15 protein-coding genes are annotated in these 26,103 nt (G+C 33.6%); 14 read left to right on the top strand and 1 reads right to left on the bottom strand.

Annotation, left to right across the window (positions count from 1 at the left end; genetic code table 11):
* Nucleotides 1-5: 5 nt before the first annotated feature.
* The 12 genes from Q0770_RS02285 to Q0770_RS02230 all read left to right on the top strand — a co-directional run bounded on the left by Q0770_RS02285 (nt 6) and on the right by Q0770_RS02230 (nt 22,564).
* Nucleotides 6-1,442, top strand: a complete 1,437-nt coding sequence (locus Q0770_RS02285; RefSeq protein WP_299113582.1) for a carbohydrate-binding protein — start codon at nt 6-8, stop codon at nt 1,440-1,442.
* A 31-nt stretch (nt 1,443-1,473) separates the two neighbouring features.
* Nucleotides 1,474-2,328 (top strand): glycoside hydrolase family 16 protein, encoded by an 855-nt coding sequence (locus Q0770_RS02280; protein WP_299113580.1) that lies wholly within the window; start codon nt 1,474-1,476, stop codon nt 2,326-2,328.
* Nucleotides 2,329-2,352: 24 nt separating this feature from the next.
* The gene (locus Q0770_RS02275; RefSeq protein ID WP_299113578.1) at nt 2,353-5,130 is read left to right on the top strand and encodes a PKD domain-containing protein; all 2,778 of its coding nucleotides are present in this window, start codon (nt 2,353-2,355) and stop codon (nt 5,128-5,130) included.
* A gap of 97 nt (nt 5,131-5,227) precedes the next feature.
* On the top strand, nt 5,228-8,686 hold the full coding sequence (locus Q0770_RS02270) for a hypothetical protein (RefSeq protein WP_299113576.1): 3,459 nt from the start codon (nt 5,228-5,230) through the stop codon (nt 8,684-8,686).
* 7 nt (nt 8,687-8,693) lie between these two features.
* Entirely contained in the window at nt 8,694-9,986 is a 1,293-nt protein-coding gene (locus Q0770_RS02265) for a glycosyl hydrolase family 17 protein (protein WP_299113574.1), read from the top strand.
* Nucleotides 9,987-10,008: 22 nt separating this feature from the next.
* A complete protein-coding gene (locus Q0770_RS02260) occupies nt 10,009-11,502 on the top strand; it encodes a glycoside hydrolase family 30 protein (RefSeq protein WP_299113572.1) in 1,494 nt (497 codons plus the stop codon).
* A gap of 12 nt (nt 11,503-11,514) precedes the next feature.
* The gene (locus tag Q0770_RS02255) at nt 11,515-12,933 is read left to right on the top strand and encodes an MFS transporter (protein WP_299113570.1); all 1,419 of its coding nucleotides are present in this window, start codon (nt 11,515-11,517) and stop codon (nt 12,931-12,933) included.
* 23 nt (nt 12,934-12,956) lie between these two features.
* Nucleotides 12,957-13,868 (top strand): glycosyl hydrolase family 17 protein, encoded by a 912-nt coding sequence (locus Q0770_RS02250; RefSeq protein ID WP_299113568.1) that lies wholly within the window; start codon nt 12,957-12,959, stop codon nt 13,866-13,868.
* 120 nt (nt 13,869-13,988) lie between these two features.
* The gene (locus Q0770_RS02245; protein WP_299113566.1) at nt 13,989-17,273 is read left to right on the top strand and encodes a VCBS repeat-containing protein; all 3,285 of its coding nucleotides are present in this window, start codon (nt 13,989-13,991) and stop codon (nt 17,271-17,273) included.
* 194 nt (nt 17,274-17,467) lie between these two features.
* Entirely contained in the window at nt 17,468-19,252 is a 1,785-nt protein-coding gene (locus Q0770_RS02240; RefSeq protein WP_299113564.1) for a T9SS type A sorting domain-containing protein, read from the top strand.
* A 124-nt stretch (nt 19,253-19,376) separates the two neighbouring features.
* Entirely contained in the window at nt 19,377-21,488 is a 2,112-nt protein-coding gene (locus Q0770_RS02235; RefSeq protein WP_299113562.1) for a thioredoxin domain-containing protein, read from the top strand.
* A 71-nt stretch (nt 21,489-21,559) separates the two neighbouring features.
* A complete protein-coding gene (locus tag Q0770_RS02230) occupies nt 21,560-22,564 on the top strand; it encodes a LacI family DNA-binding transcriptional regulator (protein WP_299113560.1) in 1,005 nt (334 codons plus the stop codon).
* Between the two features lie 7 nt (nt 22,565-22,571).
* Here Q0770_RS02230 and Q0770_RS02225 read toward each other — a convergent pair whose 3' ends face one another.
* Nucleotides 22,572-23,807, bottom strand: a complete 1,236-nt coding sequence (locus Q0770_RS02225) for a 3-deoxy-D-manno-octulosonic acid transferase (RefSeq protein ID WP_306420455.1) — start codon at nt 23,805-23,807, stop codon at nt 22,572-22,574.
* Nucleotides 23,808-23,918: 111 nt separating this feature from the next.
* On the opposite strand from Q0770_RS02225, the gene Q0770_RS02220 reads away from it, so the two are divergent.
* Both Q0770_RS02220 and galE read left to right on the top strand, forming a co-directional pair.
* Nucleotides 23,919-25,073: a DegT/DnrJ/EryC1/StrS aminotransferase family protein gene (locus Q0770_RS02220; protein WP_299113558.1), complete on the top strand. Its 1,155-nt coding sequence runs from the start codon at nt 23,919-23,921 to the stop codon at nt 25,071-25,073.
* 8 nt (nt 25,074-25,081) lie between these two features.
* Nucleotides 25,082-26,101, top strand: coding sequence for a UDP-glucose 4-epimerase GalE (gene galE / locus Q0770_RS02215; protein WP_299113556.1), 1,020 nt, complete (start codon nt 25,082-25,084; stop codon nt 26,099-26,101).
* Nucleotides 26,102-26,103: the final 2 nt, after the last annotated feature.

The following is a 26,103-nucleotide window of genomic DNA, read 5'->3' as shown; positions in this document are numbered from 1 at the left end:
TTAAGATGAAAAAAATTAATAACATAAATAAAGTATTGACACTCCTAGCTGTACTATCAGTTATGTTTGCATGTGAAAGAGGATTGTCTGATGATGTTGAGTTTGCATCATTTCCAACTACTGGAGACATATATACAGATGCACCTGTTGGCCTTACCGATGAGTTTTTTGTTTCTTTTGATCCAGCAGGCGGAGCAAATACAGAAGGTTTTGGTACTGATGATAATATCGCTTTTGAAGGAACGTCTTCAATTAGAATAGATGTACCAGCACCTAATGATCCTAATGGAGGATTTATAGGTGGAATTTTTCTCGATCGCGGAACAGGAAGAGACCTTAGCGGTTACGATGCATTGACATTTTGGGCAAGAGCATCTACAACTGCAACCGTAGGGTTGTTTGGTTTTGGTACAGACTTCCAGGAAAATAAATACAGTGTTGGCAAATTAGATACTCAACTTTCAACAGATTGGAGAAAGTATACAATTCCAATACCAGATGCTTCAAAGTTAATACAAGAAAAAGGGATGTTTATCTTTTCAGCAGGAACCAATAGTACAAACGGATTTGGCTTTACGTTTTGGATTGATGAGCTAAGATTCGAGAACTTAGGAACTGTAGCACAACCAAGACCACAAATATTTAGCGGACAAGATATTGTTCAACAAGCATTCACAGACACCACCATAGAGATTACTGGTTTAACACAAACCTTTAATATAGAAGATGGTAGTAATGTTACAGTCGAAGCAGCTCCTTCTTATTTTGATTTTGAATCCTCAAATATAGATGTAGCTTTTGTTAACGAACTTGGACAAATTTCTGTCATTGGAGAAGGAACAGCAATAATTACTGCTCAGCTTAACGGTGTTTTAGCTGAGGGCTCTTTAGAGATTACAACAACAGGGCCATTTCAATTTGCACCTGTTCCAACTCAAGACCCAGCATCTGTTGTGTCTTTATTCAGTGATGCTTATGTAGATATTCCAGTATCTAGATATAATTCATTTTTTGAGCCTTTTCAAAACACATTAGGAGGTGTTTTGCCTGTTGCTAATCAATCAATAATTAGTTATACCAATTTAAATTTTGTAGGTATTGTCTTTAATGATGTTATATTCCCTGCAGAAGCCGTACCACCAGTGAATGCTACTGGTCTAACAACTCTGCATATAGATATCAATGTGCAAGAAGCAGTACAGTCTGGCGATAGACTTCTATTGCAACTAACTAATTACGGAGCTACTGAAACGGTAGGTTCTTATTTAATAAACGGTAGTGAACTTGCGCAAGATACTTGGGCGAGTTTTGATATACCGCTATCTAGCTTTTCAGGGTTGAGTGATAGGTCTCGTATAGGATTGTTATTATTTAATTCAGAAGATGGTCCTGACAACCCAACAATATCAAACCTATTTCTAGATAATATCTATTTCTATTAATAGCATAAAAAATAATATGAAAATGAATAACATGAAAATAAAAATAAGACAAGCTCTGGGAAGCACATTTCCTGTTCTTGTGATGCTACTAGCCTTATCAAGCTGTAATACAGACGAAACACAGACAGTGGCGACATTTGATAATCTCGTACTTGAAGATGACTTTAATACTGATGGTGTTATAGATACTACAATATGGAATTTTGATATTGGTGATGGTACTGCACAAGGAATTCCTGGTTGGGGAAATAACGAATTACAGTATTACACGGATAGACCAGATAATGCAACTGTAGAAAACGGCTTTCTTTTAATTACTGCGAAACAAGAAGATTTTAATGGCGCACAGTATACATCTGCTAGGTTACAAACTAAAAATAAGTTCCAACAGCAATATGGACGCTTTGAAGCACGTATTCGCTTGCCTTATGGTCAAGGAATGTGGCCTGCATTTTGGCTATTAGGAGATGATAGTGATGGTTCAATTTGGCCTCAAATAGGAGAAATTGATATTATGGAAAATGTAGGAGATGAGCCAACGCAAATATTTGGTACTGTCCATGGTCCAGGATATTCTGGGGCAGAGTCCGTATCAAAAAACTACACATTAGAGAATACCAGAGTAGATACAGAATTTCATGTATATGGAATAGAATGGGGTCCAAATTACATCAATTATTACATTGATGATGTGCTCTATAATCAAATTACACCTGAAGATATTGAAGAGGAAACAAATGGTCAAGGAGAATGGGTGTTTAACGATAGACCATTTTATATCATTTTAAATGTAGCAGTAGGCGGCAATTTGCCAGGACCACCTAATGCAGAAACTGAATTTCCACAAACTATGCTCGTAGATTATGTACGAGTTTATCAACAATAAAAAATAATGCAATACAATAATATTATGAAAAAAGTAACTAGAGGAATAAAATTGCTTTCAGTCCTGTTTTTGGCTTTAGCATATTTAAGCTGCGATGAAGACGATGCTGTCTTACCACAGATAAATGCAGAATTCACACAAACAATTAACCAAGATACAGGTGTGGTATCATTTCTTAATACATCAACAAATGCAGATAGTTATACCTGGGATTTTGGTGATGGTACAACATCTACTGAGGTTAATCCTATAAAAGTATATACTTCTGGTACTTATACGATTGTATTAACTGCAAATAATGTAGCAGGAGCATCAGACACTTTTGAAGATACAATAACAATTAGTATTCCAGAAGAAGTAGCTTTCCCAATATCTTTTGATAATCCCTTAGTTGATTATGGAGCAACTGTATTTGGCGGTGCGGCATTTCAAATAGTGGAAAACCCAGATGCATCTGGCGCTAACCCAACAGTTTCAAATGTAGGAGAGATTGTAAATAGTGGTGCAACTTTTGAAGGATTTTTCTTTGAGTTAGGTCAGCCATTAAATTTATCAACCGATAAAACTGTAAGTATATTATTCTGGTCAGACACACCGGTTGATGTTCTTTTAAAATTAGAAAGCGGAACTGCAGCAGATGTAGAGATTACAGCTAGTCATGGTGGTACAGGCTGGGAAGAGTTATATTTTACTTTCGATTCAGCAGCAAGTTACTCTCAAATTACATTTTTTGTAGATGGTCCAGGTACAACAGCAGGGACATTCTATATTGATAATATTTCGCAGATTAATACCGCGGATATTCCATGTACAGATACAGATTTAGAATTGCCAGTTGATTTTGATTGTGAAACTATTGATTATGCAACTAAGATAGTTGGTAATGTAAACTTCACTGTAATAGATAATCCTGAGTTATCAGGTATTAACGATATGCCTTCTATGGTTGGTGAGATTACAAATGCTGGAGATAATTTTGAAAACGCATTCTTTAATTTTGATGTTCCTGTTGATTTTTCTACAGATAAAGGTATAAGACTAAAATTATTCTCTAACCAAGCGCTTCCAATTCTATTAAAGTTTGAAGATGGCACTGAAGCCGATGTTGAAGATTTACAAATGCACATGGGTACTGGATGGGAAGAGTTAACCTTTACCTTAAACTCTTCAGGGTCGTATAATGATATGGTACTTTTTGTAGCATTTAACCAAACAGATGCGGGAACATTCTATGTGGATGATATAGAGCAAGTATCAGTAGTAACTGGTCCACCATGTACACCAGAAACTTCAGAATCTATATTAGCTGCAGACTTAAATATTACGTTTCAGTCTAATACACCTACGTTTATAGAAGATAATACAGGATTTACTTGGATAGATAATCCAGATTTTGACAATGCAGTTAACCCATCTTGTAAAGTTGGTCAGGCTGTAAGATTTAATAACTCACCGTTTGATAATCTTCAAATTGATTTAGCAGATAAGTTAGACTTTAATGCATCAGAAGGTATTAAGATGAAAGTTTGGTCTCCAATTGCAAACACACCAGTTTTATTAAAATTAGAAGAAATAGGAAACCCAGGAAACTTTGTTGAAATTTTACAAACGACAGGAGCTGCAAATACTTGGACAGAATTGACTTATGATTTTGCACCAACTGCTACTCCACAATTTGATAAAATGGTAATTTTCTTTAATTTCAATGTAGCTGACGGTAGCACTTATTTCTTTGATGATATAATGGTTTATAGTGGTGGCGGTGGCCCAACTACTTGTACACCTGAAACTACAGAATCTATTGCAGCAGCGGATTTAAATATTACGTTCCAGACAGATACACCTGCTTTAATTGGAGATAATACGGGAGTGTCATATATCGATAATCCTGATTTTTCTGGCCCGGTAAATAGCTCTTGTAGAGTTGCTGAGGTTCTAAGATTTAATGCTTCTCCTTTTGATAACGTACAAATTGATTTAGCAGACAAACTAGATTTTAACGCATCCGAAGGAATGAGAATGAAAGTTTGGTCTCCAGTTGCAAATACCCCAGTTTTATTAAAACTAGAAGAAATTGGTAACTCTGGAAACTTTGTTGAAATTTTACAAACAACTGGAGCTGCAAATACGTGGACAGAATTAACATATGATTTTGCACCAACTGCTACGCCACAATTTGATAAGATTGTTATTTTCTTCAATTTCAATGTGGCTGATGGTAGTACATATTATTTTGACGATTTAATGGTATATGGTACGCCAGGTGGAGGTGGTGGACCTAATGGTGGAAATTGTACTACTGGAGAAGTAGCTGCAGCGGCATTACCATTAGATTTTGAAGGTTGTGAAACTTTCCCTCAAAGTTTAAATTTTGGTAGTGGATTAACTTCAGGTTTAGATGTTAACCCTAACCCATCAGGAATTAATACTTCTAGTGCTGTATTAAGAATTGATAAGCCAACAGGCTCGGAGTTCTTTGCAGGCGTTCAAAATAACTTTGCAAGCAATTTTGATTTATCCAATGCTGCTCATGAGTTTAAAATGAAGATATACTCAACCAAGGCTAATGCTACATTCCGTTTTGAAGTAGCTCAAGATGACCCAGGAGTAGGTAATCCACCAGGTGCATTTGTGACAGTTCCTAATGCAAATGTTTGGACTGAAGTAACCTTCACATTTACAGCTATTCCAGCACCAACGTCATATTTTAGATTAGTTATTAAACCAGATAATGATATGGCAGACAGCCCTATCACAAATGGAGGTACATACTATATTGATGATATAGAGTTAATGGAATAACTTTAAATTAAAGTAAAAAAACAAAAAAAGGCTAACTGCTATTTAATTTATGAGTTAGCCTTTTGTTATAAAAACTACTAAAAGTATAATTAAGTCAATGGGTAACCCTGTTTTACAAGAAAATATAAAAGATTTAAATCTTAATAGAGATGTAGGTTTTGAAACTGTAATTATAGACAAAGAGTCTTATTTCAAAATTTCAAATAGCGACGAGATGCGTCCATTTTTTATGAGCATAGTTAGTGATTCTAATCACTGGATGTTTATATCAAGTAACGGAGGTGTTTCAGCTGGAAGAAAAAATAGTGAATACTCTCTTTTTCCTTATTATACAGATGATAAGATTACAGAATCTTCTGAAATTACTGGAAGTAAATCTATTTTTTGGATAAATGGGGAACATCTTTGGGAACCATTTTCTATTAGACAAGAAGGTTTGTATAAAACGTCTAGAAATCTTTATAAGAATATTTATGGAAACAAAATTATTTTTGAAGAAATAAATCATGACTTAGACCTTACTTATAGATACGAGTGGAATACTAGTGATGTTTATGGTTTTGCTAAAAAATCATCTCTAGAAAACAATGGTAGCTCTAAAGTAAATGTGCAATTATTAGATGGACTTCAAAATGTTCTACCATATGGTGTGCCATCTGATACGCAAATGAGAGTTAGTAATTTAGTTGATGCATATAAGCGTAATCAATTAGAAGAAGAATATGGCTTAGGTATTTTTGCTTTAAGTGCAATAATAGTAGATAAAGCAGAGCCAAGCGAGGCCCTAAAAGCTAATACAGTTTGGTCAAAAGGATTAGATAATCCTAAATATCTAGTTTCATCTTTACAGTTAGATACTTATAGAAAAACTGGAGAAGTAACACAAGAGACAGACGTAAAAGCAGAAAAAGGCGCTTATTTTATAAATGCTAGAGTAGAGTTAAATCCTGATTCTAAAAAGAAATGGATGTTGGTAGCTAACGTTAACCAAGACCATTCTGATATTGCTAAGTTGATGCATCAAATAAAGTCTGATGTAAATATAGAATCAGTTATTGATGAAGATATAGAGAGAGGAACTCAAAAATTAATAAAATTAAACGCTTCTTCAGATGCATTGCAATTAACTAATGATAAGCAAAGAGATACAAGGCATTTTGCAAATACATTATTTAATATCATGCGTGGTGGTATCTTTGATGATAATTATACTATCGAAAAATGGGACTTTACTAACTATATATCTAAAGCTAATAAAAAAGTATTCGCTAAGTCTAGTAATGTCTTAAAAGATTTACCGAGTACATTCTCTTTGTTTCACTTAAGGGACATGGCCTATGCTAGTGATGACAAAAATTTCAGAAGATTATGTCTCGAATACATGCCGCTTAAGTTTAGTCGAAGACACGGAGATCCAAGTAGACCATGGAATAAATTTTCAATAAATACACGTAACGAAATTGATGGTTCTAAAGTTTTAGATTATGAAGGCAATTGGCGTGATATTTTTCAGAATTGGGAAGCTTTAGCGCATGCTTTTCCTGAATTTGTGGAAAGTATGATTCACAAGTTTTTAAATGCCACAACCTTTGATGGATATAACCCTTACCGAGTAACTAAAGATGGTTTTGATTGGGAAACCATAGAACCAGATGACCCATGGTCTTATATAGGGTATTGGGGCGATCATCAAATAATATATTTACTCAAGTTTTTAGAATTTATAGAAGATCATAAGCCAGGAAGATTAGGTAGCTTTTTTGATAAAGATTTATTTGTTTATGCAAATGTGCCTTACAGAATAAAACCATATCAAGACCTTCTTAAAAACCCAAAGGATACTATAGATTTTGATGAAAAAACGGATGAAGAGATTCATGTAAAACGTGAGCAGCTTGGTGCAGATGGCGCTTTACTTAGAGATAAAAATTATTTTATTTATAAAGTTAATTTTGTTGAGAAAATACTAGCTACTGTATTAGCTAAAGTATCAAATTTTATCCCCGAAGCTGGTATATGGTTAAACACACAGCGCCCAGAATGGAACGATGCTAATAATGCTCTTGTTGGTAATGGTGTGTCAATGGTAACCCTTAATTATTTGAGACGTTTTCTCAAATTTTTCAAACATACAATTAACTCGCAATCTTTAGAGAGTTTTGAAATATCAGAAGAACTAAAAATCTTCTTCGATAGCGTGCATTCAACTTTAGAGAACCATAAAAAGAGATTAACTAATGTGATTTCAGATAAGGATAGAAAATCTATTTTAGATGGTTTAGGAGAAGCAGGGAGTTTTTACAGAACTACTATTTATAACAAAGCTTTTTCAGGAGATAAAACATCATTAAAAAATGAAGAACTAAATAGTTTTATAGAAACTACGTTAACATTTTTAGAGCATACTATAGATGCTAATAGGCGTTCAGATAGCATGCATCATGCTTACAACCTTATTACTATTGTAAACGATAATGAAATAAAAATCTCTTATTTAGACGAAATGCTTGAAGGTCAAGTTGCCGCTTTAAGTTCAGGGTATTTAAGTTCTAATGAAGCCATTGCTGTTCTGGATAGTATGAAAAACAGCAAAATATTTCGTCCTGACCAATACAGTTATTTGCTCTATCCTAATAAAGATTTACCGCGTTTTATGGAAAAGAATAATATTCCAAAAAATGCAGTTCATGACTCAAAATTGCTAACACGTTTGTTAGAAAATGGAAATCGACAAATCATTACAGAAGATATTAAAGGTAACTATCATTTTAATGGCAATTTTAATAATGCAAATAGCCTTGAAGATGTATTAAATGGGTTGGGTACAGAATATGAAGAATTAGTGAGTGAAGAAAGTTCACAAATACTTCAAACCTATGAAGATGTATTTAATCATAAGGCATTCACAGGTCGTTCAGGAACATTTTATGGATATGAAGGTCTAGGTTCGATATACTGGCATATGGTATCTAAATTACAACTAGCTGTTCAAGAATGCGCCCTTAAAGCTGTTCGTGATAACGAAAGTGACGAGGTTGTTGGTAGGTTACTAGAGCACTATTATGAAATTAATGAAGGTATAGGCGCGCACAAACCGCCACAATTGTATGGCGCTTTTCCAACAGATCCCTATTCTCATACACCGGGAGGTAAAGGTGCGCAGCAACCAGGAATGACAGGCCAGGTAAAAGAGGATATATTAAGTCGCATTGGAGAGTTAGGTGTTTTTGTTGAAAAAGGGCAATTAACATTTAATCCATGCTTACTTAGAAAAGAAGAATTTTTAGAGACTAATAAAATATTCGATTATACAACAATAAAATCAGAATCAAAATCACTGCAACTTTCAGAAAATAGTTTAGCATTTACCTATTGTCAAATACCAGTAGTTTATAAGATATCAGAATCAAATGCAATAGAGATTTCTAAAACGGATGGCACAAAGCTAATGCAAGACGGGTTAAAAATAGATAAGACTAAAAGCGAAAGTATATTTACAAGAAGTGGTGAGATAGAAAGTATCGTTGTGAATATTAAATCATCAATATTAAAATAGAATCAAGATGAAGATGAATTTTAACATATCAATTTGTATTGTTTTTAGTGTATTCATCATAGCTTGTAATCAAAATCGAAAAGAAGAGAAAATAATGCAGACACATAAAAAAGTGACAGCAAAAGATATATTAGGTAATCCTGACTATTTAGCCATTTCTTATGGAGGCTATAGAAAAAAGTCTAGAGATAGTCAACCTACAATACCGCAATTAAAAGAGGATATGAAATTGCTTTCGGCAATGGGTATTAAAGTTGTAAGAACATATAACGTACAGCCAAAATTACCACATGCCTCAAATATTCTAAAAGCGATATCAGAATTAAAAGCTGAAGACCAAGATTTTGAGATGTATGTTATGCTCGGTGCTTGGATAGATTGTCTAAATGCTTGGACAGGTTTAGAACCAAATCACGATATCGAAAGCCCAAATAATGCTTCCGAAATAGATAGGGCAGTTGCTCTTGCTAATCAATATCCAGACATTGTAAAAGTCATAGCAGTTGGTAATGAAGCCATGGTAAAATGGGCAACAAGTTATTATGTGCAGCCAAATGTAATCTTAAAGTGGGTTAATCACTTGCAAAACTTAAAATCAGAAGGAAAACTTCCTAAAGATTTGTGGATAACAAGCTCAGATGATTTTGCGTCTTGGGGTGGTGGAGAAGAGCAGTATCATGTTAAAGACTTAGAAGATTTAATTAAAGCTGTGGATTATATTTCAATGCACACTTATCCTTATCACAACACACATTATAATCCTGAATTTTGGGGAGTGCCAGAAAAACAAGAGATTTTGTCCAAAAGAGAGAAAGTCGATTTAGCAATTGAGCGTGCTATTGAGTTTTCTAAACGACAATACGATAGTGTTACTAATTATATGAAAAGTTTAGGTGTAAATAAGCCTATACATATTGGAGAAACAGGCTGGGCAACAGTATCCAGTGGTTTTTATGGAGATAATGGTTCGAGAGCTACTGACGAGTATAAGCAAGGTGTGTATTATAAGCTAATGCGCGAATGGACAAATAAAGCATCAATTTCATGCTTTTATTTTGAAGCATTTAATGAGCAATGGAAAGATGCCGAAAATTCATCAGGTTCAGAAAATCATTTTGGTTTATTCACCATAGACGGAAAAGCTAAATACCCGATTTGGGATTTAGTTGATGATGGTGTTTTTGAAGGATTAACAAGAGATGGAAATCCTATAAAAAAGACATATGGCGGAAATCAAGCTAAGCTAATAGAAGATGTCTTAGCGCCGCCTACTAAACATGAGATTATGGCGCCTCGCTAATAGAATAATTAATTGTAAAAAGATGAAATCAAAGACGTATTGTATCATTTGTGTTTTAACATTAATAATGAGCTGTAGTAAAGACAATCAATTGCAAGTCTCAGTTTACGAGACTTCAGAAAGTGGCAATAGTTTAACTGAGATTACTCAATTTAGTAAAGCTGAAGATAGCTTAACGGCTACCGTAAGTATTGATACAAGTAAGAAATTTCAAAAAATAACAGGTTTCGGAGGTGCCTTTACAGAATCTTCAGCCTATTTATTAAATAAGCTTAGTAAAAAGAATAGAGAGGAAATTTTAAAAGCCTATTTCAGTAAAGAAGGCGCTAATTATTCTCTAACAAGAACACACATGAACTCATGTGATTTCTCATTATCACAATATTCATATTCGCCAGTAGTAGATGACATGGATTTAGAGCATTTTACTATAAAGGATGACATGGATGATTTAATCCCGATGATAAAAGATGCGATGTCTGTTTCAGAAGACGGCTTCAAAATTTTTGCATCGCCTTGGACAGCAGCACCTTGGATGAAAGATAATAACGAGTGGGTTGGTGGTAAATTATTACCAAAGTATTATGATACTTGGGCACTATTTTTCTCAAAGTATGTTGATGCTTACAAAGAACAAGACATTGATATTTGGGGCTTTACTGTAGAGAACGAACCACACGGTAATGGAAATAACTGGGAAAGTATGCACTATACACCAGATGAGATGACCAATTTTGTCATGAATCATTTAGGTCCAAAATTAGAAGCCGATGGGCATGGTGATAAAATTATTTTAGGTTACGATCAAAACCGAGCTGGATTAAAAGAATGGGTGGATTCTATGTACAAAAACGAAGAAACTTCTAAATATTTTGATGGTACAGCGATACATTGGTACGAAAGCACTTATAAGATTTACTCCGAGGATTTACAATATGCTCATAACAAAGCACCAAATAAGTATTTAATAGAAACAGAAGGTTGTATAGATTCTCAAGTGCCAGTATGGAAAGATGATGCTTGGTACTGGAAAAAAGAAGCAACAGATTGGGGCTGGGATTGGGCATCTGAAGAAGAAAAATATTTACATCCTAAATATGCTCCGGTAAACAGATATGCCAGAGACATTATTGGCTGTCTAAATAATTGGGTAGACGGATGGGTTGATTGGAACATGGTTTTAGATAAGCAAGGCGGACCAAACTGGTTTAAGAATTGGTGTGTAGCACCAATAATTGTAGACCCTGATAATGATGAGGTGTATTATACGCCATTATACTATGTTATGGCGCATTTTAGTAAATACATACGCCCTGGCGCAGAAGTGATAGGTGTTGAAAATTCTGATGAAGAACTTCAAATAACAGCAGCACAAAACCCTGACGGAACAATTGCAGTAGTTGTTTTTAACGAAGGAAAAGAACCTAAAAATTTTGATATTTCTCTTAATGGAAAATCAAAACATATAAATATTAGTGCTCAAGCACTTCAGACGATAATGATAGCAACTAACTAAACCAAATATAATATGAGTTCATCTAGAGTCCCTATTGGTCAAAAAGCAGCCTTCGGTGCTGGTCACTTAATAAATAATCTAATTCCAGGAATTCTGGGTGTTTTCGTAGTAATACTAAAGTCAGCCGATGGATTTGGAATGGATACTGTATTAGCTGGTCTAATAGTTGGTATTCCTCGATTATTTGACGCTATAACAGATCCTGTTATGGGCTATGTGTCAGATAACACAAGTTCAAAGTTTGGAAGGCGACGACCTTATATTTTCATAGGGGCAGTTTTATCAGGTGCAATATTTGCGATTTTGTGGCAAGTACACGATACAAACCCCGAGATGTATAATTTTTGGTATTTATTGATTTTTTCAATATTACTAATTTTTGGTAATACAATTTTCTCTACTCCTTTGATTGCTCTTGGATATGAAATGACATCGGATTATAAAGAGCGTACACGATTAATGAGTTTTGCAAATATCATTGGGCAAGTAGCATGGATGTTAGTGCCTTTTTTATATGTACTAATACCTGATGGAGATCTTTTTGCTACACAACCTGAAGGTGTTAGAATTGTAGCTTTAATAGCGGGATTTGTAATTATTCTTTTAGGTATTTTACCAGCAATTTTTTGTCGAGGTATAGATGCTAGTAAAATGGAAGGTAGAGAAGAAATTACTCCAAAAGCACTCTGGAAAAGTATGGGTAAAATATTTACAGGTATAAAACTAGTACTTAAAAATAAACCTTTTGTCAAATTATGCTTAGCTACTTTCCTTGTATTTAATGGGTTTCAAATTGTTGCAGAATTTGGTGTATTTATTATTAACTTTTACATGTTTGATGGTGATTGGGGTGCCTCAAAATGGTGGGTAGCGCTTTTCCCTGCAGTAACTGCAGCATATACAGCGTTTGTTGCAATTCCTATTATAAATATGATGGCGAATAAGCTTGGGAAGCGTAAAGCTTTTATGTATGCAACGTTGATTTCAATATTTGGGTATATTTTAAAATGGTGGGGCTTTGATCCTGAAAATTATTATATGATCTTTTTGCCTATTCCTTTGATGGCTTTTGGTATGGGGTGTTTATTTACTTTAATGATGTCTATGACAGCAGATGTATGTGATTTAGATGAATTAGAAAATGGTATGCCTCGTAAGGAAGGTACTTTTGGTGCTATTTATTGGTGGATGATCAAAGTCGGTCAGGGTATTGCATTAGTTTTCTCGGGAATTATATTAAAGTTACTTGGTTATGATCCTACTGCGACAACGCAAACAGCAGAAGCCCTAACAGGAATGCGTATTACAGATATAGTATTGCCAGTGCTTACTGCAGCATTAGCTATTTGGGTAATGCGTAAATACAGCTTGGATGAAGCCAGAGCAAAAGAAATTAAGGAGATACTAGTTGAAAGAAGAGGCGAATTATAACGACATAAAATATAAAACAAATAATGTCTTACAGAGAAGAATCATATTATAAATCTAACTATAGTCAAATCAATACGCAAGGTATTGATTTATCAAAATACTCTTTAGAAGAATTAAAAGCACTTTGGCATAAAACCATCCGAGATGGTATGCACGGTATTTGTTTTAGCATGTATGAAGATGGTCAAGAACCAGGAGATGAAATCAGTATAGAACAAGTAGAGCGGCGTGTAAAAATTTTAAAACCTTATACGGGAGCAATACGTTCTTTTTCTTGTATTGAGGGTAATGAACATATACCTGTTGTTGCAAAAAAATATGGATTAAAAACATTGGTAGGTGCTTGGCTAAGTGATGACAAAGATGATAATGAAAAAGAAATCGAAGGATTGATTGCACTTGCTAAAGCTGGTCATGTAGATGTTGCTGCTGTAGGAAATGAAGTTTTGTATAGAAATGACTTATCTCTTGAAGAATTGCTAAGCTATATAAGACGCGTAAAAGAAGCATTGTCTGGGTTAGATATCCCTGTAGGTTATGTAGACGCTTATTACGAATTTTCTCGTCATCCAGAATTGGTAGAGCATTCAGATGTAATATTGGCAAACCTTTACCCATATTGGGAAGGATGTCCAATAGAATATGCTTTGGGCCACATGCAAGCCATGTATGGTCAGGTAGTTGATGCAGCTCAAGGAAAACCAATAATTATTACAGAAACAGGTTGGCCTAGTGAAGGTGGAGGTGAAAAAGGTGCTTTGGCTGGCTCAGAAGCGGCTATGAAATATTTTATTGATGCTATGAGTTGGACTAAAGAAAACGACATCCCAATTTTTTACTTTTCATCTTTTGATGAATCTTGGAAAACTGGAGACGAAGGTGATGTAGGAGCTTATTGGGGACTTTGGGATAAACATGAGAACCTTAAGTTTTAAATTAAAATAAATGTTTTGTTAATTAAAAGCCTTTTTCTGTATACCAGTAAATAGGCTTTTTTTATTAATTGAAATATGATAATTCAGTATCTTTATAAAACACATAATTATTAATTATAAATGAAGAGATTAAATATATATGAAGCTTTATTATTAGCTTTTGTATTGTTTGTTTCATGTAATGATAAACCAAATCGTAATCTATATCCTGAAGAGTTAGTTGGCGGTTTTGATTTATTACCATCTGAACAAACAGGTATAGATTTCAATAATACAATTAAAGAGTCTACTTATTTTAATCATTATTATTATAGCCAAATTTATGTAGGTTCAGGTGTTGCCATAGGAGATATTAATAATGATGGCTTACCAGATATTTTTTTTGGAGGTAATCAAGTTGGAGATAAATTATATCTCAATAAAGGTAATTTTCAGTTTGATGATATTTCAAAGAAATCAAAAATAGCAGTAAATCCAGGTTGGACATGGGGAGTTACCATGGTTGATATCAATGCAGATGGTTATCTAGATATTTATGTTAGTAGAAACGGAAATTCTGAAAAATCTAAAGACCGTAGAAATCAACTATATATTAATAATCAAGACCTCACCTTTACAGAGTCAGCTTTAAAATATGGAATAGCTGACGTTGGGTTTTCTACACAAGCTGCTTTTTTTGATATGGATAATGATGGAGATTTAGATATGTACCAAGTCAATCAGCCAGCCGATAAAAAAGCCTTACTGATTAATAAAATACCAAGAAATCAATTCAAGTATTTTAAAGATCGATTATACCGAAATGATGATGGTTATTTTACGGATGTATCTACAGAAGCTGGTATTTCTGAAGAAATGAGTTATGGATTAAGTGTTAATACTTCAGATTTTAATAATGATGGGTTCATCGATTTGTATATGTCCAATGATTATGGAGGGCCGGATATTATGTACCATAATAATGGAGATGGAACATTCAAAGATGTAACTGAAGATTATATAAAGCACATGTCGCAATACAGCATGGGTTCTGATACAGGTGATGTTAACAATGATGGTTTAATAGATTTAATTACTACAGATATGACACCTGCAGATCATTATCGTTCAAAGATGAATATGGCATCAATGAATACAAGTAACTTTAATGAAATGGTAGAGTCAACCAATAGTTATCAGTATATGACTAATACCTTACAAATAAATACAGGATTAGGTGTGTTTTCTGATGTCGCAAACTTAGCAGGTATCTCAAGCACTGATTGGAGTTGGGCAAGTCTTCTAGTAGATTTGGATAATGATGGATTAAAAGATATTCTAGTTTCAAATGGTATTAAAAAAGACATAGATAATAATGACTACAGAAAATTAGTAAGCAATATCGATATTAATATACCACCCAAAGAATTGTTTAAATATAGCCAAAACACGCCTTCCAAGGCAATAAGCAATTATGCGTTTAAAAACAAAGGTAATTTTGAGTTTGAAAAGGTAACAACGTCATGGGGCTTTGACACGCCAAGTTTTTCTAATGGAATGGCTTACGGTGATTTAGATAATGATGGAGATTTAGATATAGTCACAAATAACATTGAAAGTGAAGCCTTTGTTTATGAAAATAAAGCTACGGGTAATTTCTTAAAAATAAAATTGGAAGGTTCAGAAAAAAATAGATTTGGTATAGGAGCTAAAGCAATTATTTACTATGGTAATGAGAAACAAGTTATAGAAAATAATGTTACTAGAGGTTTTTTGTCTTCAGTAGAAGGGGGTATGTTTTTTGGTTTAGGAAAAATTACTAAAGTAGATAAGGTAGAAGTGATTTGGAGTAATGGAAAAACAAATGTGTTTAATAATATAGATGCTAACCAAACCATTACTGCTAGTTTTGATAACGCAAAAACTAATTCGAAAACAAACCAATCTAATAAAACTTTATTTAAAGAAGTTAAGGCTAAAGATTTAGGAATAGATTATAAACATTCCGAAAATGATTTTGATGATTTTCAAGAAGAAATATTATTACCACATAAGTTGTCGCAAAATGGACCATTTTTTACAATAGCTGATATCAATGCAGATGGCTTAGATGATGTTTTTATTGGAGGTGCAAAAGGGCAGAGTGGAATATTATACACGCAGTCAAAAACAGGAAGTTATATTAAAAACATATCTCAGCCTTGGGAGAAAGATAAAGCTTCAGAAGACTTAGGCAGCCTTTTTATAGATGTTGATAATGATGGAGATAAAGATTTATATGTTGCTAGTGGAGGTAATGAGTTTAAGAGTGGTAATCCACTATTGCAAGATAGATTATATATCAATGATGGATTTGGAGGATTTTCAAAAAGCAATAAAGCATTGCCAATAATTAAGGAAAGTTCTCAATGTGTAAAAGCTTCTGATGTAGATGGTGATGGTGATCTTGATTTATTTTTAGGCACAAGACTTATTTCAGGGAAGTATACATTTCCAGCAACAAGTTATTTATTAATAAATAACAATGGTCAGTTTAAGAAAGCGCCATTTAATTTGGCCTCAAGTCTTACAAATATTGGTATGGTAACTGATGCTGTATTTACAGATATAGATAAAGATAATGATGAGGATTTAATTGTAGTTGGAGAATGGATGACCATTAAGGTACTTGAAAATTCTAATGGTGTTTTTGAAGATGTTTCAGAAAAATACGGAATGGATAAAAATACCAGAGGTATATGGTGGTCAATTACCGCAAAAGATTTAGATAATGATGGCGATGATGATTATGTCATAGGAAACTTAGGTAAGAATAATAAATTTAAAGCAACACCCGAGCACCCTTTTAAAGTATATGCCAACGATTTTGATGAAAACGGAACTAATGATGTGGTTTTGGCAAAGTTTTATAAAGATGATTACGTGCCTTTAAGAGGAAGAGAATGTACAAGTCAGCAAATGCCATATGTCGCAGAAAAGTTTAAGGATTATCATAGTTTTGCTTCATCTAAGTTGATAGATATATTACCAGAGGATAAAGTGGACGATGCTGTGATTTATGAAATCTCTAGTTTTGATAGTGTAATATTAATAAATGACAATGGTCAATTAGTAATAAAATCGTTGCCAAATGAAGCTCAAGTATCACCAATAAAATCTTCTATTATAATGGATGTAAATCAAGATGGATATCAAGATATATTAACAGTAGGGAATCATTATGGAGTAGAAGTCGAGACAACAAGATATGATGCCGGATTTGGTTCTGTTTTATTAGGCGATGGAAATAATAATTTCCAGTTTATGTCTCCAATTAAAAGTGGTTTTTATGTACCTTATGATAGCAGAAATGTTATAAAAATTGGCGACAATATATTGGTAACAAATAATAATAATAATGTATCATTATTTAGTAAAAACAACTAAAGTATTCTTGTATAGATACTTTTTTCAGATTTCAAATTAATAAAAAATCATAAAATACTGAAAGACAGTATTTTATGATTTTTTTGTTTTACTCTAATTTTTAGATTGTATAGTTTTTGTATAGTCGTTATTAACACTTGCCTTGAGATAAAAGCAGTATTTTGCAAGGTATATTAATAATAACTAGAAATAATATGAAAAAAATTACATTATTACTAATGCTGCTTGTGGCATCCTTTGGATTTTCTCAAGATGTATTACAAGATTTTGAAACTCCTGGCGCTATTGATGGAGGGTTTGGTTCTGGCGTATCAACAGCAGAAGTAGCTGACCCCGCTATGGGAGGAACAAATGGTACAGTAGCTCAAATAATTGCCGGTGCAGGAGGTGATATTTGGCAAGGTGCAAATATTGTACTTGACCAAAATGTAGATTTAACGCAAACTTTACCAGCAGATAGACAAATGGAAATAGATGTGTATTCAGATTCTATGGATCCAATATCTATGCTTGTTAGGGTTAGAGGTCCTGTTAATGACGAGGCTTCAGCTGTGGTAACTCACCCTGGAGGTGGTGTTTGGGCAACTTTAACGGCAACCTTTGATACTTCACTAGAAGGAAAGCCAATTGCAGATGGTGTTTATACCAGTTTTGTTGTTTTTCCAAACTGGGACACTAACACGGATAACTTTATAAACCCAGCAATTGCTAGGACAGTATATTTTGATAACATTTCGGGTCAAGCTGCAGCAGTAGATCCCTGCGAAAATGGTATGATGGATCCTGGAGAAGAAGGTGTAGATTGTGGTGGGACATGTCCTAACGCTTGTCCAGTGCCACCAGCAACAGCAGCACCTGACCCACCAGCGCGAGATGCAGGAGATGTTTTGTCCGTATTTAGTGGTGGAGTGTATACAGATGTTTCTGTGTCTGGTGTAAATACTTTTGCTGGAGCGAGTTTAGATAATTTCACAATAGATGTTACTGATGATACTAGACGTCTTACAGCACCTAATCCTGGTGGTGGAGCTCAATTTGAATTTTTTGGAGGGTCACCAGCTCTAGATTTAACAGATTTTACCCATGCGCACATTGACTTCTATGTTGAAGGCGATGTATCCCCAGGTCAACTATTTCAAATATTTCTTTTAAACTTTCCTAACTATCCAGATGGGGCAGGATCATATAATACGAATACTTCCTTTGATGTCAATGCATCAGGATCTGGTGTATGGGTTTCTGGAGATGTAGCATTAGATGATTTTAATAATGGAATGGCAGCTAGAGACCAAGTGGCTCTTGTACAAGTTGTAGCTGCTGGGTCACCATCCTTTGGACCAATATATTTTGATAATTTATATTTCTACAAGCTTAACGATACTTGCGCAGACGCAGACCCAATTTTGCTAGATGGTAGTACAGTTACTATTAGTAATATTGGAGCAACAGACTCCGGTGTAGATGCTACTTGTGATAGTGGTATAATTTCTGATGTTTGGTATTCTTTTGTTGCAACATCAACAGAAGAAGCTTATTTTCAAACAGATGCGCCAAACTTATCTGTGTGGAGTGGTGCATGTGGTAGTTTAACAGAAATTGCTTGTAATCCCGGAACAAGTGCTGTGTCAGGTTTGGTAGATGGTACTACATATTATGTTAGAGTTAATGATGATGGTACTGCTAGAGCTCCAGGAAATTTCTCATTGGCAGCTAATGAGAGTACTTTTAGTACTAATGATTTTGATTTAAATTCTATTAGAGTATATCCTAATCCAACAAATGATAGTTGGAATATAGAAGGTGCAAACATTACAATAGATACAATAGAAGTTTATGATATTTTAGGTAAAAGAGTTCAGACTTTAAGTCCTAATAGCCAACAAACAGCTATAGATGCATCTGGTCTTAAGACTGGCCTTTATTTGGCTAAGCTTTATTCTGGTGATGCAGTAAGAACAATAAAATTAGTTAAGAATTAGGTTTATCTTTAACTAATTAATACTTGAGGTCGTCAGAAAATTCATTTTCTGACGACCTCTTTTTATACATCGTATTTGTTATTTTTATATTGTATTTCAAAAAACTAGAATAGTATCAATTTTTATGGTAAAAAAACTTCTGTATTGTTTAGTAATTAGTTTTGCGACTGGTTGTGTTAGTAATAATACTGAGACAAAAACTACAGGCGTACATGCTAATGAATTGATAAACGAAACAAGTCCATATTTGCTTCAACATGCATATAATCCTGTAAATTGGAAAGCATGGAATACTGAAAGTTTAGAACTCGCCAAAAAACAAAACAAACTCATTATTATCTCTATAGGATATTCAGCTTGTCATTGGTGTCATGTCATGGAAGAAGAAAGCTTTGAAAATGATTCTATCGCTAAACTCATGAATGACAATTTTATCAATATCAAGGTAGATAGAGAAGAGCGACCAGATGTAGATCAAATTTATATCAATGCTGTACAGTTAATGACAGGTAATAGTGGCTGGCCTCTTAACTGTATTACACTACCGGACGGACAACCTGTTTTTGGAGGTACTTATTTTACAAAAAGACAGTGGGAGAAAGTTTTAAAAGATATGTCAACTTTGTATAAGGATAACCCAGAGAAGGTAATTGAATATGCAGAGCAACTTACTGAAGGTGTAAAAAATTCTGATTTAATAACCCTCAATACGGATAAAGTAACATATAGTAAAAACGCATTAAAAGCTAAAACTGAGAAATGGAAAAAAGAGTTAGATTATAATTTTGGTGGGCAAAATAAGGCGCCTAAATTTCCAATACCCAGTCGTTTAGATTTTTTGCTTAGATATAGTTTTCAGAATGATGATAAAGATATACAAGACTATGTAAATAATACACTTACTAAAATGGCAAGTGGAGGTCTTTATGATCAAATCGGTGGCGGTTTTTCGAGGTATTCCGTTGATGAAAAATGGCATATACCTCATTTTGAAAAAATGCTATATGATAATGCGCAACTTGTAAGTCTATATTCCAAAGCATATCAAATAACAAAAAAGGAGTCTTATAAAACGGTTATAACTGAGACATTAGGTTTTGTCGATAGAGAACTCACAGAAACTAATGGCGCATTTTATTCATCTATAGATGCAGATAGTAAAACAGCAGAAGGTGTTTTAGAAGAAGGCGTTTTTTATAGATGGACAAAAGATGAACTAAAACTCATATTAAAAGATGATTTTGAGCTTTTCTCGTCTTACTATAATGTAAATGCTACAGGAAAATGGGAGAATGACTATTATGTGCTATTCAAAACGAAAACAGATGAAGGATTTGCAAATTCTCACGATATGAGTATTTCAAATTTAAAAACTAAAGTAGAAGAGTGGAAGAAAAAATTATTTGATGAGCGTATAAAAAGAGAACGTCCAAGAACTGACGATAAAGTATTAACATCATGGAATGGGCTTATGTTAAAAGCTTATGTTGATGCATATCGCGTTTTAGGAGATAAAAACTATCTAGATAAAGCCATTAAAAATGCAAAATTCATTAAAGTAAATCAGTTAAAAGCAGACGGAAGTTTGTTTCATAATTACAAAAATGGAATGACTTCAATTCAAGGATTTTCTGAAGATTATGCTCATGTGATTTCTGCATATATAAGCTTATATGAAGTGACACTAAATGAAGATTGGTTAAAAACTGCTAAGCACATTTTAGATTATTCTATATCTCACTTTTTAACTAAAAATAGTGGTATGTTTTATTTTACACCAGATACTGAAAAGAGTTTGATTACCAGAAAAATAGAGACTATAGATAATGTTATTCCATCATCAAATTCAGTGCTTGCAGAAAACATTTTTAAACTAAGTCATTACTACTCCGATGAACAATATGCTAAAATGGCAAAGCAAATGCTTAGCAATATGAAAGAAAATATCGAAAACTCACCATCTAGTTTTTCTAATTGGTTAAATCTATATTTAAATTATTCAAACCCTTATTTTGAAGTCGCTATATCTGGTGAAAATGCTCAAGAAAAATTAAAAGAACTTAATAACTATTATTTGCCTAATATTTTAGTAGCTGGTGCTACTGAAGATAGTGGTATTCCTATAATGAAAAACAGGTATAATGAAGATGATACATACATATACGTATGTGTGGACGGAACATGTAAATTGCCAGTTAAATCAATCAATATTGCTGTAGAACAACTTCTTAAATAGAAGTATTAAATGAATTAATAACCTAGAGATTTTTATCATTTATATAGATATCTTTCAATTTTTAAAAGACAATGGTCACACTTAAAGAGCTTGCAAAATTATTAAATGTTTCAGTTTCTACGGTTTCAAAAGCCTTGAGTGATAGTAGTGAAATAGGTGAAAACACAAAGCGCAGAGTTACAGAACTAGCAAATGAGCTTAACTATAAACCAAACAGGATTGCTCAACAACTTAAATCTAGTAAGACTAAGGTTGTCGGTGTTGTGGTGCCTAGTTTGATGAATCCCTTTTTTGCAGAAGTTGTCCATGGCATAGAAACGACTTTAGGTAACCATAACTATGACATGACAGTTTGTATTTCTAACGAGAGTTTAGAAAAAGAACAACGAAGCTTTGATTTATTGTCTACAGGAAGTGTTGACGGATTTATAGTCGCAGTCGCTAGAGAAACTCAAACTAAACATGACATAAAGCATTTTGAAAGTGTTAGTAGAACCACGCCAATAGTTATGTTTGATAGGGTTCTTAATGATGTGGCTTGTAGTAAGGTTGTAGTAGACGATTTTGAAACCGTATATCAAGCAACTAAGTATTTAATTCAAGAAGAAAGCAGAAAACATTTGCTTCTAATTAGCAATATTGAAGAGTTAAGTGTAGGTAAACAACGAATTAAAGGTTACACAAAAGCTATGGAAGAAGCTACTTTTAAGCCAAGTGTTCTAAAGCTTGATGATGAGCTTAGCCCGGATGAAGTGATTTTAAAATATCTAAAGGAAAATTCTAACATAGATGCCATTATATCCATAGACCATATTACTGGCATTATGGCCCTTAATATGGTAAAAAAGATAGATAAAGATGTACCAAATGATATTTCTATTATTGGTTTTGACTATGTAGATTCTAAGTTTGTCTCAAGCCCAAAAATATCTGTAGTTAATCAAAAAGGATTTAAAATTGGACAAACTTCTGCAGAATTATTATTGGATGAACTTAACTCAAAAAATAGAGTTAAGCATAAAACAATTATGGTAAAAAGTCAATTAAGTCTTAACGGGACTACTCAAAAGAAGTAAATCATCATTAGCTAATATGATTGAGTATTTTTTTAACGGCACCTTTATTTTTTTGTACAAATTCCAAGTTAATATCACCTTGCTCTTTCCTTAATTTTTCATCTTTAATTAAAGATGAAAGCGTATCATTTAATTCATTGACGTTTTTTACAACAGATATACCATTAAGCTGCACAAGTTCTTTAGCTTCAGGAAATTTTTGGTAATTTTTTCCGATGATAATTGGCATGCCAAAAACCGCTGGTTCTAAAATGTTATGTAGTCCTGTATGTCCTACTGCTCCACCAACATAAGCAACATCTGCATAACTATATACTTTTCCTAAATATCCAATGGTATCTAAAATAAACACTTTATATTCAGACAGATTCTTTCCATTCATATTAGAGAAACAAACAGTTTTTAGGTTAAGCTGTTTTACAATAGAATCAATATAGCTAGCCTTAATATTGTGAGGTGCAATGATGTATTTTATACTGTCATTGTTATTACTGTTAATAAATGGAATAAAGAGTGAATCGTCTGCAGGCCAGGAACTACCAAAAACAATAGAGGTGTTATTTTTAGTAAACGCTTCTATAAAATCAACAGTGTTATCAATTTTTAGTTGGTTGCTAACACGGTCAAAACGCGTATCCCCAGAAACAGATACAGAGTTATATCCAATACTTTCAATTAGTTTTTTAGAATTTTCATCTTGGGTGAAGATATGTTCAAAAGAAAACAAAGCACTTCTCATTAAACTGCCATACCATTTAAAATAAGATTGACTAGGTCTGAATGTTGCCGAAATAAGAAGCGATTTAATACCTCTCTTTTTTGCTTCTAGAATTATGTTTGGCCATATTTCATACTTTACAAATAGAATTAAATCAGGATGAACACTATCTATAAAGCGTTTAGCATTTTTAGGAGTATCAAGAGGTAAATAAACAATGATATCTGCATGTGGCGTATTTTTCTTAACCTCATAACCTGAAGGAGAAAAGAATGATACAACCACTTTGTGTTTGGGATATTTAATTTTTAATCCTTGTAAGACTGGTAATCCTTGCTCAAATTCCCCTAAAGATGCACAGTGCATCCAAATAGTTTTATCTAATTTAGAAATACTATTACTAAGAATTTTAAAAGTGTTTTTTCTTCCAGAAACACCAAGCTTAATTTTTTGATTAAAAAGAGAAAGCACTTGTAACACAAGGCTTGTCAAATAAATTCCTATGGAATAAAATAATCTCAACATATTCGATTTATGCTAAAATACATTTCTTTCAATTAAATACATTGGCGACACATAACATTTTTGTACTTTCGCTAGTAGCCAAAGGCTAAAGTATTTTAATATCCTGCCAGAATGAAAAAAATTCAAATGGTCGATCTTCAAGGCCAATATGCAAAGATTAAAGATGTTATTAATCCAGTGTTCAATGAAGTTTTAGAAAGCGCCGCTTTTATCAATGGACCAAAGGTTCATCAATTTCAAAAAAACTTAGAAGAATATCTAGATGTAAAGCATGTGATACCATGTGCAAATGGTACTGATGCTTTGCAAATTGCGATGATGGGTTTAGGCCTTGAACAAGGCGATGAAGTTATTACAGCAGATTTTACTTTTGCGGCGACAGTTGAAGTGATTGCTCTGCTAAAGCTTACACCAGTATTAGTTGATGTAGATCCAATAACGTTTAATATAGATGTTGATGCTATAAGAAAAGTAATTACTCCAAAAACTAAAGCTATTGTTCCTGTACATTTGTTTGGTCTAGCTGCTAATATGGATGAGATTATGTCTCTGGCAAAAGCACATAATCTATATGTAATTGAAGACAATGCTCAAGGTATAGGAGGCGATTATACACATAAAGATGGTTCTAAAACCAAAACGGGAGTTATTGGTCACGTTGCTTCTACATCTTTTTTTCCATCAAAGAATTTAGGTTGCTATGGAGATGGTGGTGCAATTTTTACCAATGATGACGATTTGGCGCATACTATAAGAGGTATTGTTAATCATGGAATGTATAAGCGCTATCATCATGATGTTGTTGGTGTAAATTCAAGATTAGATTCACTACAAGCTGCGGTTTTAGACGCTAAATTACCTCATTTAGATAGTTATAATAATGCGCGTAGAAATGCAGCAAGACAATATAATCAAGCATTTAAAGATCATCCTAACATAACCACACCAAGTGGTTTGACAGATTGTCAAGGTATTTGTGATACTTGTGATTGTCATGTGTTTCATCAGTATACTTTAAACCTTAAAGGTGTTGATAGAGATGCTCTTGTTGCCCACCTTAACGGAAATGGAATTCCTTGTGGTGTGTATTATCCGATTCCTTTACACAAGCAGAAAGCTTATGTAGATGAACGTTATAACGAAGATGATTTTACAGTAACTAATCAATTGGTGCAATCGGTTATTTCTTTACCCATGCACACAGAACTGGATGAGGAGCAAATAGGTTTTATTACCAAAACAGTATTAGATTTTATTGACGGTTAATTCATAAAATGAAGGTTCTAGTAACAGGCGGGCTTGGTTATATTGGCTCACATACAGTTGTGGAGTTACAGCTTGCAGGCTATGATGTTGTTATTATAGACAACCTTTCAAACTCGTCTACAAAAGTGTTAGAAGGCATTACTAAAATTACTGGAGTAACTCCAGAGTTTTATGAATTAGACTTAAAACATAAAAATAAAGTTCAAGATTTTTTCGAACAGCATCAGGATATTGACGGAGTTGTACATTTTGCAGCTAGTAAAGCTGTAGGCGAAAGTATTGAAAAACCTTTGTTTTACTATGAAAATAACGTAACTACTTTAATTTATGTATTACAAGAATTGCAAAGGTTAAGACAGCAGAATTTTATATTTAGCTCCTCGTGTACTGTGTATGGGGAAGCCGATAAACTTCCTGTTAATGAAAAGTCTGCTATTAAACTAGCGCAATCTCCATATGGAAATACCAAACAGATTGGCGAAGAAATTTTAAAAGATGCTTGTAAAATAAATCCAGATTTAAAAACAGTCGCACTCAGATATTTTAACCCTATTGGCGCTCATGATTCTTCAAATATTGGCGAATTACCAATAGGTATTCCTCAAAATTTAGTGCCTTATATTACGCAAACTGCTATTGGTTTACGAGAACAATTGTCTGTGTATGGGGATGATTATTCGACAGAAGATGGTACGTGTATTAGAGATTATATTCATGTGGTAGATGTCGCTAAAGCGCATGTTATCGCTTTAAAAAGATTAATAAAAAAAGAGCAGGATTCTAATTTCGATGCCTTTAATATAGGTACTGGAAAAGGGAATTCTGTATTAGAAGTTATAGCGTCTTTTGAACGTGTTTCGGGCCAAAAACTAAATTATAAAATTACTGATAGGCGAAAGGGTGATGTCGCTGCTGCTTTTGCAGATACCTCAAAAGCTAATGATGAACTTGGTTGGAAAGCTGAATATACATTGGATGACGCCATGGCTGATGCATGGAAGTGGGAGCAGAAATTAAGAACTAAATAAAA

It is taken from the genome of uncultured Winogradskyella sp. (assembly GCF_947501905.1).
In the GTDB taxonomy this organism is placed as follows: domain Bacteria; phylum Bacteroidota; class Bacteroidia; order Flavobacteriales; family Flavobacteriaceae; genus Winogradskyella.
This window is presented reverse-complemented; position numbering and strand designations above follow the sequence as displayed.